We start from the raw sequence: 14,029 nt of genomic DNA, 5'->3' as shown, positions 1-14,029 counted from the left end.
CACACTATGTCACGTATCGCTAAATATCCCGTTGCGCTGCCGAAGGGCGTCGAAGCCACGATCAGCGCCGGTCAGATCGTCGTCAAGGGCCCGCTGGGCACCCTGACCCAGGCGCTGGACGGCAACGTCCGCATCGCCCAGGAAGACGGCCATCTGACGTTTGCCGTTGCCAACGATTCCCGTCAGGCCAATGCGATGTCCGGCACCGTGCGTGCGCTGGTCAACAACATGGTCACCGGGGTCAGCAAGGGCTTCGAGCGTCGTCTGACTCTGGTGGGCGTGGGTTTCCGCGCTCAGATCCAGGGCGCCACGCTGAAGCTGCAGCTGGGTTTCTCGCACGACGTGCTGCACGACATCCCCAACGGGATCAAGATCGAGTGCCCGTCCCAGACTGAAATCGTGGTCAAGGGCGCCGACAAGCAGTCCGTCGGTCAGGTGGCCGCCGACATCCGCGCTTATCGCGAACCCGAACCCTACAAGGGCAAGGGCGTGCGGTATGCGGACGAACGCGTGATCCTGAAAGAAACCAAGAAGAAATAAGCACGCAGGCAAGGACGAATCATGGACAAGAAACTCTCCCGTTTGCGTCGTGCCGCGGCCACCCGCCGCAAGATTCACGAACTGCGCGTGCACCGTCTGTCGGTGCATCGCACGAATCTGCACATCTACGCCAACATCATTTCGCCGGAAGGCGATCGTGTGCTCGTCAGCGCTTCCACGCTCGAGCCCGAAGTCCGCAAGGAACTCGCCAGCCAGAAGGCCAACGGCGGCAATGCCGCCGCCGCCAGCCTGGTCGGCAAGCGCGTGGCCGAGAAGGCCAAGGCTGCCGGCATCGAACTCGTCGCTTTCGACCGTTCGGGCTTCCGTTACCATGGCCGCGTCAAGGCGCTGGCCGAAGCCGCGCGTGAAGCCGGCTTGAAGTTCTAAGGGAATCACATGGCTAAAGCACAAGGCAAGCACGCCGCCGAGCAGGAACGCGACGACGGCATGCGCGAAAAGATGATCGCGGTCAACCGCGTCAGCAAGGTCGTCAAAGGTGGTCGCACCATGAGCTTCGCAGCACTGACCGTGGTCGGTGACGGCGATGGCCGCATCGGCATGGGCAAGGGCAAGGCCCGCGAAGTGCCGGTGGCGGTTCAGAAGGCGATGGAACAGGCCCGTCGCGGTCTGCTCAAGGTCGCTCTGAAGAACGGCACGCTGCACCACACCGTGGTCGGCAAGCACGGCGCTTCCACCGTCCTTATCTCGCCGGCCGCTGAAGGTACCGGCGTGATCGCCGGCGGCCCGATGCGCGCGATCTTCGAAGTCATGGGTGTGCGTAACGTCGTGGCCAAGAGCCTCGGCTCCAGCAACCCCTACAACATGGTGCGCGCCACGCTGAATGGTCTGCGCGCCTGCTCCACCCCGTCGGAAATTGCTGCCAAGCGCGGCAAGACCGTCGAAGAAATCCTGGGGTAAGACATGGCACAGAAGCAAATCAAAGTCACGCTCGTGCGCTCCGTGATCGGCACTCACAAGTCCCACCGCGCCACGGTGCGCGGTCTGGGGCTGGGCAAGGTCAACAGCAGCCGCGTCCTGATCGATACTCCCGAGGTGCGTGGGATGATCCGCAAGGTGGATTATCTGGTCACGGTCTCGGAAGCCTGAACAAAGGAATTCAGATGTCCGTTACTCAACTGAATACGATCGCGCCCGCCGAAGGCGCCAAGCGTCCGCGCCGCCGCGTGGGCCGTGGCATCGGTTCCGGCCTGGGCAAGACGGCCGGCCGCGGCCACAAGGGCCAGAAGTCCCGTGCCGGTGGTTTCCACAAGGTCGGCTTCGAAGGCGGTCAGATGCCGCTGCAGCGTCGCCTGCCCAAGCGCGGCTTCACCCCGCTGGGTCGCCACCTGGCGGCCGAGATCCGTCTGTCCGACCTGCAGGCGCTGCCCGTCGACGAAATCGACGTGCAGGTGCTCAAGGCCGCCGGCCTGGTCGGCGACCTGGTGCGCTACGTCAAGGTCATCAAGACCGGCGAGATCTCCCGCAAGGTTGCCCTGAAGGGCATCAATGCAACGGCCGGCGCCCGCGCCGCGATCGAGGCCGCCGGCGGTTCGCTGGCTTAAGGGGCAGCAGTGGCGAAAGCTCAGGCACATAAGCCCAGCGCAGGATACGGCGACCTCAAGCGCCGCATCCTGTTCCTCGTGCTGGCCCTGATCGTCTATCGCATGGGGACGCACGTTCCCGTGCCGGGCATCAATCCCGATGCGCTGGCGGACCTGTTCCAGCAGAACCAGGGCGGTATCCTGGGCCTGTTCAACATGTTCTCCGGCGGGGCCCTGGAACGGTTCTCCGTGCTGGCCCTGGGGATCATGCCGTACATTTCGGCAGCCATCATCATGCAGCTGCTGGCCGTGGTCGTGCCCACCCTGGAAGCCATCAAGAAAGAAGGCCAGTCCGGGCAGCGCAAGATCACCCAGTACACGCGCTACGGCACTGTGTTCCTGGCCCTTTTCCAGGCGGTGGGGATTTCCGTCGCGCTGGAATCGCAGCCGGGCCTGGTCATCGATCCGGGCCTGCTGTTCCGCTTCACGACCATCGTGACGCTGGTGACGGGTTCCATGTTCCTGATGTGGCTGGGCGAACAGATCACTGAACGGGGTCTGGGCAACGGCATTTCGCTGCTGATTTTCGCCGGGATCGTGGCCGGCCTGCCCGGCGCGCTGGGCGGCATGCTGGACCTGGTCCGCACGGATTCGATGTCGGTGCTGTCGGTGCTGTTCATCCTCGCCCTGGTGGTCGCCGTGACGTATTTCGTGGTCTACGTGGAACGCGGCCAGCGCCGCATCACCGTGAACTACGCCAAGCGTCAGGTCGGCAACAAGCTCTATGGCGGACAGTCCTCGCATCTGCCGCTGAAGCTGAACATGTCCGGGGTGATTCCGCCGATCTTCGCGTCGTCCATCATCCTGCTGCCGGCCACCGTGACCAGCTGGTTCTCCAGCAATCCGAACATGCGCTGGCTGGGCGATCTGGCGGCTGCCCTGTCGCCGCGCCAGCCGCTGTACGTGACGCTGTATTCCGGCCTGATCATTTTCTTCTGCTTCTTTTACACGGCGCTGGTGTTCAACAGCCGTGAAACGGCGGACAACCTGAAAAAGAGCGGCGCCTTCGTTCCCGGGATCCGCCCGGGCGACCAGACGGCGCGCTACATCGACAAGATCCTGATGCGTCTGACGCTGTCGGGGGCCATCTATGTCACGCTGGTCTGTCTGCTGCCCGAACTGATGCAGATGCGCTGGAACGTGCCGTTCTATTTTGGCGGTACTTCGCTGCTGATCATTGTCGTCGTCGCCATGGATTTCATGGCCCAGGCGCAAGCCTACATGATGTCCCAACAGTATGATTCGTTGCTCCGGAAGGCGAACTTCAAGGGCGCGGGTCTTCCCATGCGCTAAAAATCATGTCCAAGGACGACGTCATTCAGATGCAAGGGGAGGTCGTGGAAAACCTTCCCAACGCAACGTTTCGTGTCAAGCTGGAAAATGGCCACATGGTGTTGGGCCACATTTCGGGCAAGATGCGTATGCACTATATCCGGATCCTTCCGGGTGACAAGGTCACAGTGGAGCTCACGCCCTATGACCTGTCGCGCGCCAGGATAGTTTTCCGCTCCAAATAGGCGGCCGGTCAAAAACCAGGAGAATCCCATGAAGGTAATGGCATCGGTAAAGCGGATCTGCCGCAACTGCAAAATCATCAAACGTCACGGCGTGGTGCGTGTCATCTGCACCGACCCGCGTCACAAGCAACGCCAAGGCTAAGGCCGGGCATCACGGATTTCACGAGGAACAGTCATGGCCCGTATTGCTGGCATCAATATTCCGCCGCATCAACACGCCGAGATCGGCTTGACCGCGATTTTCGGCATCGGCCGTTCGCGCGCCCGCAAGATCTGCGAAGCGACCGGCATCGAATATTCCAAGAAGATCAAGGATCTGAGCGACGCTGAGCTGGAAAAGATCCGCGAACAGGTGCATTCCTTCACGGTTGAAGGCGACCTGCGTCGTGAAGTGCAACTGTCGATCAAGCGTCTGATCGACCTGGGCACGTATCGTGGCATGCGCCACAAGCGTGGCCTGCCGGTGCGCGGTCAGCGTACCCGCACGAACGCGCGTACCCGCAAGGGCCCGCGTCGCGCAGCAGCGTCCCTGAAGAAATAAATAGGAATCAACATGGCCAAAGCACAAGCCGGCGCGTCGCGCGTCCGCAAGAAAGTCAAGAAGAACGTGTCGGACGGGATTGCTCACGTCCACGCGTCTTTCAACAACACCATCATCACCATCACCGACCGCCAGGGCAATGCCCTGTCGTGGGCGACGTCCGGTGGCGCAGGGTTCAAGGGTTCGCGTAAATCGACCCCGTTTGCCGCCCAGGTCGCTGCCGAGTCCGCCGGCCGCGTGGCCCAGGAATACGGCATCAAGACCCTGGAAGTTCGCATCAAGGGCCCCGGCCCCGGCCGCGAATCTTCGGTGCGTGCGTTGAATGCCCTGGGGATCAAGATCTCCAGCATTTCCGACATCACGCCGGTGCCGCACAACGGCTGCCGCCCGCCCAAGCGTCGTCGTATCTAAGGGGAACATCTTGGCTCGTTATACCGGACCCAAATGCAAGCTTTCGCGTCGCGAAGGCACCGACCTGTTCCTGAAGAGCGCCCGCCGCTCGCTGGACTCCAAGTGCAAGCTCGAATCCAAGCCCGGCCAGCATGGCCGCACTTCGGGTTCCCGCACCTCCGACTTCGGTCTGCAGCTGCGTGAAAAGCAGAAGCTCAAGCGCATGTACGGCGTGCTGGAAAAGCAGTTCCGCCGCTACTTCGAAGAAGCCGAGCGCCGTCGCGGCAACACCGGCGAAACTTTGATCCAGCTGCTGGAATCGCGCCTGGACAACGTCGTCTACCGCATGGGCTTTGGCTCGACGCGCGCCGAAGCGCGCCAGCTGGTGAATCACCGCGCCATCGAACTGAACGGCCACACCGCCGACATCGCCTCGATGCTGGTGAAGGCCGGCGACGTGGTCTCGATCCGTGAAAAGGCCAAGGCCCAGATCCGCATCAAGGAATCCCTGGACCTGGCGACCGGCAACGGCCTGCCCCAGTGGGTCGAAGTCGATGCCGGCAAGCTCTCGGGCGTGTTCAAGCAGGCCCCGGATCGCGCTGACGTCGCTCACGACGTCAACGAATCCATGGTCGTGGAATTGTATTCCCGCTGATCCATCCGGGTGGCTTCGCGCCACCGCGCAGCCTCCGGGCCTTGCCCGGAAGCTGTCATCCAGCCCACGCTCAGGCATCCGCCCGAGGTGGGCTGTGGTCTTGTTCCGGTCTCGCGGCCGGTCCTTCATGTCCGTCAGCCTTATCGGTGTAACGAGCCGAGGGTATTGAAAAGGAACACATATGTCCGCACAAGGTTTTCTCAAGCCCCGCACCATTACCGTGGAATCGCTGGGCGCCAATCACGCCAAGGTCGTCATGGAGCCCTTCGAGCGTGGTTATGGCCACACGCTGGGCAACGCCCTGCGCCGCATCCTGCTGTCTTCCATGACCGGCTACGCGCCGACGGAAGTGCAGATCAGCGGCGTCGTGCATGAATATTCCACGATCGCCGGCGTGCGCGAAGACGTCGTGGACATCCTGCTGAATCTGAAGGGCGTGGTGTTCAAGCTGCACAATCGCGAAGAAGTCACGCTGCAGCTGAACAAGCAGGGCCCGGGCGAGGTCCGCGCGCGCGACATCGAACTGCCGCACGACGTGGAGATCCTCAACCCCGATCACCTGATCGCCACCCTGACCGACAACGGCCGCATCGAAATGCAGCTCAAGGTCGAACAGGGCCGCGGCTACGTGCCGGGCAATGTGCGGGCGCTGGTCGATGACCGTTCGGCCACCATCGGCCAGATCGTGCTGGACGCCTCCTTCAGCCCGGTGCGCCGCGTCAGCTACGCGGTCGAAAGCGCTCGTGTGGAACAGCGTACCGACCTGGACAAGCTGGTGCTGGACGTGCTGACCAACGGCGTCATCAGCCCCGAAGAAGCCGTGCGCCAGTCGGCCCGCATCCTGATGGATCAGGTGTCCGTGTTCGTGTCCCTGGCGGACAAGGACGCCGGCCAGCTGACCACCAGCCTGCCGGTGGGCGGCCAGTCGGCCCCGATCGATCCGGTGCTGCTGCGTCCGGTGGACGATCTGGAATTGACGGTGCGTTCGGCCAATTGCCTGAAGGCCGAAAACATCTACTACATCGGCGATCTGATCCAGCGCACCGAAAATGAGCTGCTGAAGACTCCGAATCTGGGCCGCAAGTCGCTCAACGAGATCAAGGAAGTCCTGGCCGCACGCGGCCTGACCCTGGGCATGAAGCTGGAAAACTGGCCCCCCGTCGGGCTGGAGCGCCCCTAAGCAGACCGGCATGGGGCGAAGAAATGCCTTCGCCCCATGCTAAAATCCCGCGCTTGCCCGGGTTCCGGGCGAACGCTTTCAACCCACCCGGGCCGCGCCCAGTGCGATAGAAGATCCGGGTCTTAGATTCAAACAAGGAAATCATCATGCGTCATCGTAGCGGCCTCCGCAAACTGAACCGTACCAGCAGCCATCGCCTGGCCATGTTCCGCAACATGGCTGTGTCCCTGCTGACCCACGAAGCGATCAAGACCACGCTGCCCAAGGCCAAGGAATTGCGCCGTGTGGTGGAACCCCTGATTACCCTGGGCAAGAACCCCACGCTGGCCAACCGCCGCCTGGCCTTCGCCCGTCTGCGTGACCGCGATGCCGTCACCAAGCTCTTCAACGAGATCGGCCCGCGCTTCGCCGCCCGCAACGGCGGCTACACCCGTGTGCTGAAGATGGGCTTCCGCCAGGGTGACAACGCCCCCATGGCCTACATGGAACTGGTGGATCGTCCCGAGGCCGAAGCCGCCGCCGAATAAGCCGCGCGTCGGGGCGGATCCCCGATCCGCCCGCATCGCCCGCACTCCCAAGGCCCGAAGCTGCTGCTTCGGGCCTTTCTGCATGTAAAATCAAAGAGTTTTGTCTGTTGGGATTTACCATGTCAGTGCCCGAACACTCGCCGGCGGCGGCAGGCGCGTCCGCCGAGGCCGGATCCTCCGGGGGGCTGCGGCGCCAGGACGGGGCGCCCGCGGATGCCGTCGTCGTGCTGTCGACGGCTCCTGACGTGCTGCTGGCCAAGCGGATCGCCCATGTGCTGGTCGAGGAATCCCTGGCGGCCTGCGCCCAGGTCGGCGGCGTGATGACTTCGATGTATCTGTGGCAGGGGCATCTGGAAGGCTCGGAAGAAATTCCGCTCAGTTTCAAGACCACGGCGGCCGCCTTGCCCGCTCTTCATCGGCGCCTGTGCGAACTGCATCCCTACGAGATCCCCGAATTCCTGGTCCTGGGCGTTCCCGCCGGCAGCGCGGCGTATCTGGACTGGGTCGCCGGGAATGTCGCCGCGCCTGCCGGCTCGTCGCGCTCCTGATGTTCCGCCGGCCCCGATCCGTGGCGTCTGCCCTGAAAGAGATCGTTTTATGAAGAAGTTCCTGTCCCTGTTGCTGATGGGCCTGATGGCGGTCGGTGTGATCGGCAAGGCCTGGGCGGCGGATGATTTCCTGGATCCCGACAAGGCGTTCGTCACCACGGTCGCCATGCCCGATCCCCTGGCGCTGGACGTGCATTACGCGATCGCGCCGGGCTATTACATGTACCAGGAACGCTTCGAGGTGCGGATCGAAGATGCCCAGGGCCGCTTGCTGCTGTACCGGCAGTCGACGCTGACGCCGCCGGGGACGGAAACCCGCCAGCCGGCCTGGACGCAGCCCCTGCGCCTGCCCAAGGGCCAGGTGAAATACGACCCGACCTTCGACCAGGACATGGAAGTCTTCCACCGGGGAGTGACGTTGCGCGCGCCGCTGGAGGGCGGCGCGGCGGCCCCCCTGCAGGTGACGGTGACGGGGCAGGGCTGCGCGGACGAAGGCCTGTGCTATCCGCCCATGACCCGGCAGTTCACGTTGGCGGCCCAGGGCGAGGGTTATCAGGCGCAGGGGCCGCTGGCGCGCGCCCAGGTCCCCGCGCCGCAGGATGAGACCGCCGCATCCGGTCCGACGCCTGGCGCTCGCAAAGCCGGCGCGGGCTCCGCGCTGTCGCTGCTGGGCGCCCCCGCAGCCGGGGCGGATCGGCCCGAGCCCTCGGCGGAATCGGACGCCTCCTCCTGGCTGGACATGGGCGACGTGGGCATGGCGGCGTGGCTGCACCAGGCGCCCTTGTGGCAGATCCTGGGCCTGAGCCTGCTGTTCGGGATTCTGCTGTCGCTGACCCCCTGCGTGCTGCCCATGGTGCCGATCCTGCTGGCCATCATCGCCGGCAAGGACGGGCAGGCCGTCAGCCGACGGCGGGGCCTGGGCATGGCCGCCATCTATGTGCTGGGCATGTCCATCGTCTACACGGCCCTGGGCGTGGCGGCCGGCCTGGCGGGCGCCGGACTGGCCGCCTGGCTGCAATCGCCCTGGGTCCTGGGCTCTTTCGCCGTGCTGCTGGCGCTCTTCGCACTGGCCATGCTGGACGTCTTCACCCTGCAGGCTCCGGTGGGTTTCCAGTCGCGCCTGCAAGGCTGGATGCAACGCCTGCCCGGCGGCCGGGCGGGCGGCGTGTTCCTGATGGGCATGCTGTCGGCCCTGATCGTGGGGCCCTGCGTGGCCGCTCCGCTGGCCGGGGTGCTGCTGTTCATTTCCCAGACGGGCGACGTGGTGATCGGCGGCGCGGCCCTGTTCGCCATGGCCTGGGGCGAAGGCCTGCTGCTGCTGGCCGTGGGCGCCGGGGCGGGGGCCCTGATGCCGCGCGCCGGCGCCTGGATGATGCCTCTGAAGGCCGGCTTCGGCCTGTTGCTGCTGGCGACGGCCTGGTGGATGGCGCGTCCCTTGCTGGCCGGCGGCCTGTACGTCGCCGGCTGGGCGCTGCTGGCGCTGTGGGCCGCCCTGCTGCTGGGATCGACCGCAGCCCGGGGGGATGGCGAGGCCGGACCGCTGCGGCTGCTGGCGCGCGCGCTCGCCATGTTGCTGGCCCTGTGGGGGCTGGCGCAGGGCGCAGGGCTGCTGGCGGGGGGGCGGGACATGCTGCGCCCGCTAGCGCCGTTCGCCGCCGGCGCGGCCGCCGTTCAGGGCGGCGCGTCGGGCGCGCCTGCGGACCCCGCCGCCATCCGGGCCCGGTTCACGCGTGTGCAGTCCCTGGCGGACCTGGACGCGCGCCTGGCGGCCGCCGACCGGCCTGTGATGCTGGATTTCTACGCGGACTGGTGCGTTTCCTGCCTGGAGATGGAGAAATTCACGTTCAGCGATCCTGCGGTTTCCGAACGTATGGGCCGGATGCTGCTGCTGCAGGCGGACGTGACCCGGATGACGGACGAAGACCGCGCCCTGCTGGCGCGCTTCGATCTGTTCGGCCCGCCGGGCATCCTGTTTTTCGATGCCAAGGGGAAGCTCATCCCCCAGGCCCGGGTCGTGGGATTCAAGAAGGCGGAGGCGTTCCGCCAGGTGCAGGACCGGGTGCTGGCGACGCAGTGACCGTCAGCGCCGGCGGGTCCATGGCAGCGGACGCCCCGACGCCATGGACCGGGCCGTAGCGGGATCAGTCCCCGCCCGAGGCAGCGTCGTCCTGCGGCATTACCGCGTTCGCCTGGTCCGCCGGATCTTCTTCCGGGGGCTTGCGTTTTTCCAGGGCGGCGCCGGCCAGGATGCCAATTTCGTACAACAGGCACAGCGGCGTGGCCAGCAGGATCTGGCTGAGGACGTCCGGCGGGGTGACGACGGCGGCCAGCACGAAGGCGCAGACGACGACGTAGCCGCGGATTTCGCGCAGTTTCTTGACCGTGACGAGGCCGGTCTTCACCAGCAGGACGACCGCCACGGGGACCTCGAAGGTCACGCCGAAGGCGATGAACATGGTCAGCACGAAATTGACGTAGGCCTCGATGTCCGGCGCGGGCGTGATCGAGTGCGGCGCGAAGTGGGCGATGAAGCGAAAGACGGTGTGGAACACCACGAAATAGCAGAAGGCCATGCCCAGCAGGAACAGGAAGGTGCTGGAGATGATCAGCGGCAGCGCCAGGCGCTGTTCGTGGCGGTACAGCCCGGGCGCGACGAAGGCCCAGGCCTGATACAGCACGAAGGGCAGGGCCAGCACGAAAGCCGCCAGCAGGGTGACCTTGATGGGCACCATGAAGGGCGTGATGACGCCGGTGGCGATCATCCGCGTGCCTTCGGGCAGGGACGCCAGCATGGGCTGGGCCAGGATGTCGTAGATGGCCGAGGGTCCGGGGTACAGGAACAGCACCACGAAAATGGCCAGCACGGCGACGACCGCGCGCAGCAGACGGCTGCGCAGCTCCATCAGGTGGGAAATGAAGGTGTCCTGGGACGAGGCGTCGGAGGCGTCAGTCATCTTTCTTTACTTCGAGGGCCTTCCGCGCTTCGTCCAGGGAATCCTGGACGGCCTGGGTCGGCTGGGTGACGGCGGATTTCAGTTCATCCACGGACGAGCTCATCGAGGTCTGGACCGAGCGGGCGGCGTCTTCCATCTGGTTCTTGATGTCGCCGATTTCCTTGAGGTCCATTTCCTTCTGGATATCGGATTTGACTTCGTTCACGTAGCGCTGGGCGCGCCCCAGCAGGTGCCCGACCGTGCGGGCGACCTTGGGCAGGCGTTCGGGACCGATGACGATCAGCGCAATCACGCCGATCAGCATCAGTTCGCTGAAGCTGACATCAAACATGGTGGTTCCGGTTCAGTGCGCGGGCTCAGGCGTCGTTTTTCTCGCGGGCCTGGACGTCCACGGTGTTGGAATCCTGAACCTGCTGGGTGACGGAGGGCTTGGCCTCGGGTTCGCCTTCGGCCTGGGCGTCTTTCATGCCCTTCTTGAAGCCCTTGACGGCGCCGCCGAGGTCTTCGCCGATATTGCGCAATTTCTTGGTACCGAAAATCAGGGCGACGATGACCAGAACGATCAGCCAGTGCCAGATGCTGAAACTACCCATGAGAGCTCCTTAGGCGGCGGGCGCCGCGCGTTTTGACCAGGGGCGTGCGCCACCCAGAATGTGAAAATGCAGATGATCGATTTCCTGGCCGCCTTCGGCGCCGGTGTTCGCGACCAGCCGGAAGCCGCCTTCGGGCATCGGGTTGCAGCCGTTTTCGGCGGCCAGCCGGGGCGCCAGCTGCAGCATGCGGGCCAGCCAGGCGCCGTCCTGAGGACCGGTGTCGGCCAGCGAGGCGACGTGATGTTTGGGAATCAACAGCAAGTGCACCGGGGCGGCCGGATTGATGTCATGGAAGGCGAGGAATTCGTCGTCTTCGTGCACGATGCGGGCGGGGATCTCGTGCCGGGCGATTTTACAAAACAGGCAATCGTGGCTCATGGGGTTCTACAGGATAGGGCCGGACATCGGTCCACTCAACCTCGTATGTTGCCACAATTTCCCTGGCATTGTGCTGATCGGGCAGGGGAATGCCGGCGCTTGAGGGTATGCCCTTAGGCGGAGGGGGCGGCCGCGGCCGTCCGCCGCCTAGTCCTTGGGCCGCGAGGCCTTTTCTTCCAGGCCGGAGAGCCCTTCGCGGCGGGCGAGTTCGGCCAGCACGTCTTCGGGGCGCAGGTTGAAGTGCGTCAGGGCCACCAGGCAATGGAACCAGAGGTCGGCGGTTTCGGCGACGATGCGATCGGGGCGGCCGTCCTTGGCCGCCATCACCAGTTCGGTGGCTTCTTCGCCGATCTTCTTCAGGAAGGCGTCCGGGCCGCGGGACAGCAGCTTGGCGGTGTAGGACGTGTCCGGGTTGCCGCCCCGGTCCGGCCGGCGGGTGGCCAGCGTGTCGGCCAGCCGGGCCAGGGTGTCGGTGTTGGAGGCGGAAGTCGTGTCGGAGGAGCTCATGGCGGCAAGGAAGGGGAAGCGGGCCGGTCGGGACGCTAGGCGTGCGGGGTGTGGTAAATGGTGTCTGGGTCTTTCAGGACCGGGTCCTGCGTCACCCAGACGGGCTCGGCGCCCTGGGTGTCCAGGCCGCGGAAGAAGCAGCGTTCGCGCCCCGTGTGGCAGGCGATGCCGCCGACCTGGGTGACCTTCAGCAGCAGCACGTCGCCGTCGCAGTCCAGGCGGATGTCGTGGACCTGCTGGATGTGGCCGGATTCCTCGCCCTTGCGCCACAGACGCTGGCGGGAACGCGAAAAATACACGGCGCGGCCGGTGCGGACGGTTTCCTGGACGGATTCGGCGTTCATCCAGGCCATCATCAGGACGGTGCCCGTGTCGGCGTCCTGGGCGATGGCCGGAATCAGCCCCTGCGCATCGAAGCGCAGTTCCGACAGCCAGTCGGGCGTGGAGGTTCGTGTCATCGCCGCACCCGGATGCCCTGGGCGGCCAGGAAGTCCTTGGCCTCGGCCAGGGTGTGCTGACCGAAGTGGAAGATGCTGGCGGCCAGCACGGCGCTGGCGTGGCCTTGCGTGACGCCGTCGGCCAGGTGCTGCAGATTGCCCACGCCGCCGGATGCGATGACGGGAACGGGCACCGCGTCCGAGACGGCGCGGGTCAGTTCCAGGTCGAAGCCGGATTTGGTGCCGTCGCGGTCCATGCTGGTCAGCAGCAGTTCGCCCGCCCCCAGGTCGGCCATGCGGCGGGCCCATTGCACGGCGTCCAGGCCCGTGCCCTTGCGGCCGCCATGGGTGAAGATCTCCCAGCGCGGGGATTCGTCGGGGGCGGAGACGCGGCGGGCGTCCAGGGCCACCACGATGCACTGGGACCCGTGATGGGCGGCGGCCTCGGCCACCAGTTCCGGTCGCGCGACGGCCGCGCTGTTGATCGAGACCTTGTCGGCGCCGGCGTCCAGCAGGCGCTGGATGTCGGATACCTGGCGCACGCCGCCGCCGACGGTCAGAGGGATGAAGACCTGCCGGGCCACCGATTCGATGATGGGCAGGATCAGGTCGCGGTCATCGGACGTCGCGGTGATGTCCAGGAACGTGAGTTCGTCGGCGCCCTGCTCGTCATAGCGGCGGGCGATCTCCACCGGGTCGCCTGCGTCGGTCAGGTTGACGAAGTTGACGCCCTTGACCACCCGGCCGGCGTTGACGTCCAGGCAGGGGATGATGCGGCAGCACAGACCGGATCCGTCCGAGGGCTGCGCGGCGGGGCGGGGCATGCCGGACGTGCCAGTGCCGCGCGGGTCGAGGCTGCTCGTCATGCGGATTGCCCGGGTTCCTGTGCCGGATCGTCTTCGGCGCCGCAGAGTGTGTCGGCCAGGGTTTGCGCTTCGGCGAAGTCCAGGGCGCCTTCGTAGATGCTGCGGCCCAGGATGGCGCCATCGACGCCCTGGTCGGCCACGGCGCACAGGGCGCGGATGTCGTCCAGGGACGCCACGCCGCCCGAGGCGATGACCGGGATGCGGACCTGCTGCGCCAGGCGCACGGTGGCTTCGACGTTGACGCCGCTGAGCATGCCGTCGCGGCCGATGTCGGTGTAGATGATGGATTCGCAGCCGTAGTCCTCGAACTTCCGGGCCAGGTCCACGACGTCGTGGCGGGTCAGCTTGGACCAGCCGTCGGTTGCGACCTTGCCGTCGCGGGCGTCCAGGCCGACGATGATGTGGCCGGGGAAGGCCGAGCAGGCGTCGCTGAGGAAGCCGGGGTCCTTCACCGCCGCAGTGCCGATGATGACGTAGGAGATGCCGTTGTCCAGGTAGTATTCGACCGTGTCCAGGTCGCGGATGCCGCCGCCGATCTGGATGGGAAGGTCTTCGTCGGTGGCGTCCACGATGGCCTGGATGGCGGCGCGGTTGCGCGGCTTGCCGGCGACGGCGCCGTTCAGGTCCACCAGATGCAGGCGACGGGCGCCCTGGTCGGCCCATTGGGTCGCCATGGCGGCGGGATCTTCGGAAAAGACGGTGGCGTCGGCCAGGTCGCCTTGGCGCAGGCGCACGCAGCGCCCGTCTTTGAGGTCGATGGCGGGGATCAGGAGCATGGTCGTCGTGTCAGTGCGA

At 65.6% G+C, this 14,029-nt stretch carries 22 protein-coding genes and 1 pseudogene; 15 read left to right on the top strand and 8 right to left on the bottom strand.

Annotation, left to right across the window (positions count from 1 at the left end):
- Window positions 1-6: 6 nt before the first annotated feature.
- From rplF to dsbD, 15 genes are all read left to right on the top strand, one after another.
- Window positions 7-540, top strand: a complete 534-nt coding sequence (gene rplF, locus Q0263_RS06965; RefSeq protein WP_298014718.1) for a 50S ribosomal protein L6 — start codon at window positions 7-9, stop codon at window positions 538-540.
- 21 nt (window positions 541-561) lie between these two features.
- The gene (gene rplR, locus Q0263_RS06960) at window positions 562-927 is read left to right on the top strand and encodes a 50S ribosomal protein L18 (protein ID WP_298014716.1); all 366 of its coding nucleotides are present in this window, start codon (window positions 562-564) and stop codon (window positions 925-927) included.
- A gap of 9 nt (window positions 928-936) precedes the next feature.
- The gene (rpsE, locus tag Q0263_RS06955; RefSeq protein ID WP_298014715.1) at window positions 937-1,458 is read left to right on the top strand and encodes a 30S ribosomal protein S5; all 522 of its coding nucleotides are present in this window, start codon (window positions 937-939) and stop codon (window positions 1,456-1,458) included.
- Between the two features lie 3 nt (window positions 1,459-1,461).
- Window positions 1,462-1,647 (top strand): 50S ribosomal protein L30, encoded by a 186-nt coding sequence (gene rpmD, locus Q0263_RS06950; protein ID WP_066454712.1) that lies wholly within the window; start codon window positions 1,462-1,464, stop codon window positions 1,645-1,647.
- A gap of 14 nt (window positions 1,648-1,661) precedes the next feature.
- Window positions 1,662-2,102 carry a 50S ribosomal protein L15 gene (gene rplO, locus Q0263_RS06945; RefSeq protein WP_298014713.1) on the top strand — a complete coding sequence of 147 codons (441 nt, stop codon included), beginning with the start codon at window positions 1,662-1,664 and terminating at the stop codon, window positions 2,100-2,102.
- A gap of 9 nt (window positions 2,103-2,111) precedes the next feature.
- A complete protein-coding gene (gene secY, locus Q0263_RS06940) occupies window positions 2,112-3,434 on the top strand; it encodes a preprotein translocase subunit SecY (RefSeq protein ID WP_298014712.1) in 1,323 nt (440 codons plus the stop codon).
- Between the two features lie 5 nt (window positions 3,435-3,439).
- Window positions 3,440-3,658 carry a translation initiation factor IF-1 gene (gene infA / locus Q0263_RS06935; protein ID WP_298014710.1) on the top strand — a complete coding sequence of 73 codons (219 nt, stop codon included), beginning with the start codon at window positions 3,440-3,442 and terminating at the stop codon, window positions 3,656-3,658.
- A 28-nt stretch (window positions 3,659-3,686) separates the two neighbouring features.
- Window positions 3,687-3,800 carry a 50S ribosomal protein L36 gene (rpmJ, locus tag Q0263_RS06930; protein ID WP_003805360.1) on the top strand — a complete coding sequence of 38 codons (114 nt, stop codon included), beginning with the start codon at window positions 3,687-3,689 and terminating at the stop codon, window positions 3,798-3,800.
- A 33-nt stretch (window positions 3,801-3,833) separates the two neighbouring features.
- Entirely contained in the window at window positions 3,834-4,199 is a 366-nt protein-coding gene (gene rpsM, locus Q0263_RS06925) for a 30S ribosomal protein S13 (protein WP_298014661.1), read from the top strand.
- A gap of 12 nt (window positions 4,200-4,211) precedes the next feature.
- A complete protein-coding gene (rpsK, locus tag Q0263_RS06920; RefSeq protein ID WP_298014659.1) occupies window positions 4,212-4,610 on the top strand; it encodes a 30S ribosomal protein S11 in 399 nt (132 codons plus the stop codon).
- A gap of 10 nt (window positions 4,611-4,620) precedes the next feature.
- Window positions 4,621-5,244: a 30S ribosomal protein S4 gene (gene rpsD, locus Q0263_RS06915; RefSeq protein WP_298014657.1), complete on the top strand. Its 624-nt coding sequence runs from the start codon at window positions 4,621-4,623 to the stop codon at window positions 5,242-5,244.
- Window positions 5,245-5,425: 181 nt separating this feature from the next.
- Window positions 5,426-6,424, top strand: coding sequence for a DNA-directed RNA polymerase subunit alpha (gene rpoA, locus Q0263_RS06910; RefSeq protein WP_298014655.1), 999 nt, complete (start codon window positions 5,426-5,428; stop codon window positions 6,422-6,424).
- 146 nt (window positions 6,425-6,570) lie between these two features.
- Window positions 6,571-6,951 carry a 50S ribosomal protein L17 gene (gene rplQ / locus Q0263_RS06905; RefSeq protein WP_298014653.1) on the top strand — a complete coding sequence of 127 codons (381 nt, stop codon included), beginning with the start codon at window positions 6,571-6,573 and terminating at the stop codon, window positions 6,949-6,951.
- A 119-nt stretch (window positions 6,952-7,070) separates the two neighbouring features.
- Window positions 7,071-7,499 (top strand): divalent-cation tolerance protein CutA, encoded by a 429-nt coding sequence (gene cutA, locus Q0263_RS06900; protein ID WP_366140691.1) that lies wholly within the window; start codon window positions 7,071-7,073, stop codon window positions 7,497-7,499.
- A 49-nt stretch (window positions 7,500-7,548) separates the two neighbouring features.
- Window positions 7,549-9,576 (top strand): protein-disulfide reductase DsbD, encoded by a 2,028-nt coding sequence (dsbD, locus tag Q0263_RS06895; RefSeq protein ID WP_298014650.1) that lies wholly within the window; start codon window positions 7,549-7,551, stop codon window positions 9,574-9,576.
- Window positions 9,577-9,640: 64 nt separating this feature from the next.
- Here the strand turns inward: dsbD and tatC are convergent, their stop codons facing one another.
- From tatC to hisA, 8 genes and pseudogenes are all read right to left on the bottom strand, one after another.
- Window positions 9,641-10,453, bottom strand: coding sequence for a twin-arginine translocase subunit TatC (gene tatC, locus Q0263_RS06890; protein ID WP_298014649.1), 813 nt, complete (start codon window positions 10,451-10,453; stop codon window positions 9,641-9,643).
- A 100-nt stretch (window positions 10,454-10,553) separates the two neighbouring features.
- Window positions 10,554-10,784, bottom strand: a pseudogene (gene tatB, locus Q0263_RS06885) (Sec-independent protein translocase protein TatB); the annotation flags it as partial.
- A 25-nt stretch (window positions 10,785-10,809) separates the two neighbouring features.
- Complete coding sequence (tatA, locus tag Q0263_RS06880) at window positions 10,810-11,046, bottom strand: Sec-independent protein translocase subunit TatA (RefSeq protein WP_298014648.1); 237 nt, start codon at window positions 11,044-11,046, stop codon at window positions 10,810-10,812.
- Window positions 11,047-11,055: 9 nt separating this feature from the next.
- Window positions 11,056-11,424, bottom strand: coding sequence for a histidine triad nucleotide-binding protein (locus tag Q0263_RS06875; protein ID WP_298014647.1), 369 nt, complete (start codon window positions 11,422-11,424; stop codon window positions 11,056-11,058).
- Between the two features lie 147 nt (window positions 11,425-11,571).
- Complete coding sequence (locus Q0263_RS06870) at window positions 11,572-11,931, bottom strand: phosphoribosyl-ATP diphosphatase (RefSeq protein WP_298014645.1); 360 nt, start codon at window positions 11,929-11,931, stop codon at window positions 11,572-11,574.
- Window positions 11,932-11,966: 35 nt separating this feature from the next.
- Complete coding sequence (gene hisI / locus Q0263_RS06865; RefSeq protein WP_298014643.1) at window positions 11,967-12,389, bottom strand: phosphoribosyl-AMP cyclohydrolase; 423 nt, start codon at window positions 12,387-12,389, stop codon at window positions 11,967-11,969.
- Window positions 12,386-13,192: an imidazole glycerol phosphate synthase subunit HisF gene (gene hisF, locus Q0263_RS06860; protein WP_298014956.1), complete on the bottom strand. Its 807-nt coding sequence runs from the start codon at window positions 13,190-13,192 to the stop codon at window positions 12,386-12,388. Before hisF ends, hisI begins: the two co-directional genes overlap by 4 nt.
- Window positions 13,193-13,230: 38 nt before the next feature.
- A complete protein-coding gene (gene hisA, locus Q0263_RS06855; protein WP_298014641.1) occupies window positions 13,231-14,010 on the bottom strand; it encodes a 1-(5-phosphoribosyl)-5-[(5-phosphoribosylamino)methylideneamino]imidazole-4-carboxamide isomerase in 780 nt (259 codons plus the stop codon).
- Window positions 14,011-14,029: the final 19 nt, after the last annotated feature.

It is taken from the genome of uncultured Castellaniella sp. (assembly GCF_937988725.1).
Taxonomy (GTDB): Bacteria; Pseudomonadota; Gammaproteobacteria; order Burkholderiales; family Burkholderiaceae_B; genus Castellaniella.
Note: the sequence above shows the minus strand (reverse complement) of the source record. Positions and strands in the feature narration are given on the sequence as shown.

What these genes read in the sequence shown, in the direction of transcription:
- rplF (WP_298014718.1), top strand. Translation starts at nt 7, where the DNA reads ATGTCACGTATCGCTAAATATCCCGTTGCGCTGCCGAAGGGCGTCGAA.
- rplR (WP_298014716.1), top strand. Translation starts at nt 562, where the DNA reads ATGGACAAGAAACTCTCCCGTTTGCGTCGTGCCGCGGCCACCCGCCGC.
- rpsE (WP_298014715.1), top strand. Translation starts at nt 937, where the DNA reads ATGGCTAAAGCACAAGGCAAGCACGCCGCCGAGCAGGAACGCGACGAC.
- rpmD (WP_066454712.1), top strand. Translation starts at nt 1,462, where the DNA reads ATGGCACAGAAGCAAATCAAAGTCACGCTCGTGCGCTCCGTGATCGGC.
- rplO (WP_298014713.1), top strand. Translation starts at nt 1,662, where the DNA reads ATGTCCGTTACTCAACTGAATACGATCGCGCCCGCCGAAGGCGCCAAG.
- infA (WP_298014710.1), top strand. Translation starts at nt 3,440, where the DNA reads ATGTCCAAGGACGACGTCATTCAGATGCAAGGGGAGGTCGTGGAAAAC.
- rpmJ (WP_003805360.1), top strand. Translation starts at nt 3,687, where the DNA reads ATGAAGGTAATGGCATCGGTAAAGCGGATCTGCCGCAACTGCAAAATC.
- rpsM (WP_298014661.1), top strand. Translation starts at nt 3,834, where the DNA reads ATGGCCCGTATTGCTGGCATCAATATTCCGCCGCATCAACACGCCGAG.
- rpsK (WP_298014659.1), top strand. Translation starts at nt 4,212, where the DNA reads ATGGCCAAAGCACAAGCCGGCGCGTCGCGCGTCCGCAAGAAAGTCAAG.
- rpoA (WP_298014655.1), top strand. Translation starts at nt 5,426, where the DNA reads ATGTCCGCACAAGGTTTTCTCAAGCCCCGCACCATTACCGTGGAATCG.
- rplQ (WP_298014653.1), top strand. Translation starts at nt 6,571, where the DNA reads ATGCGTCATCGTAGCGGCCTCCGCAAACTGAACCGTACCAGCAGCCAT.
- cutA (WP_366140691.1), top strand. Translation starts at nt 7,071, where the DNA reads ATGTCAGTGCCCGAACACTCGCCGGCGGCGGCAGGCGCGTCCGCCGAG.
- dsbD (WP_298014650.1), top strand. Translation starts at nt 7,549, where the DNA reads ATGAAGAAGTTCCTGTCCCTGTTGCTGATGGGCCTGATGGCGGTCGGT.
- tatC (WP_298014649.1), bottom strand. Translation starts at nt 10,453, where the DNA reads ATGACTGACGCCTCCGACGCCTCGTCCCAGGACACCTTCATTTCCCAC.
- tatA (WP_298014648.1), bottom strand. Translation starts at nt 11,046, where the DNA reads ATGGGTAGTTTCAGCATCTGGCACTGGCTGATCGTTCTGGTCATCGTC.
- Q0263_RS06875 (WP_298014647.1), bottom strand. Translation starts at nt 11,424, where the DNA reads ATGAGCCACGATTGCCTGTTTTGTAAAATCGCCCGGCACGAGATCCCC.
- Q0263_RS06870 (WP_298014645.1), bottom strand. Translation starts at nt 11,931, where the DNA reads ATGAGCTCCTCCGACACGACTTCCGCCTCCAACACCGACACCCTGGCC.
- hisI (WP_298014643.1), bottom strand. Translation starts at nt 12,389, where the DNA reads ATGACACGAACCTCCACGCCCGACTGGCTGTCGGAACTGCGCTTCGAT.
- hisF (WP_298014956.1), bottom strand. Translation starts at nt 13,192, where the DNA reads ATGCCCCGCCCCGCCGCGCAGCCCTCGGACGGATCCGGTCTGTGCTGC.
- hisA (WP_298014641.1), bottom strand. Translation starts at nt 14,010, where the DNA reads ATGCTCCTGATCCCCGCCATCGACCTCAAAGACGGGCGCTGCGTGCGC.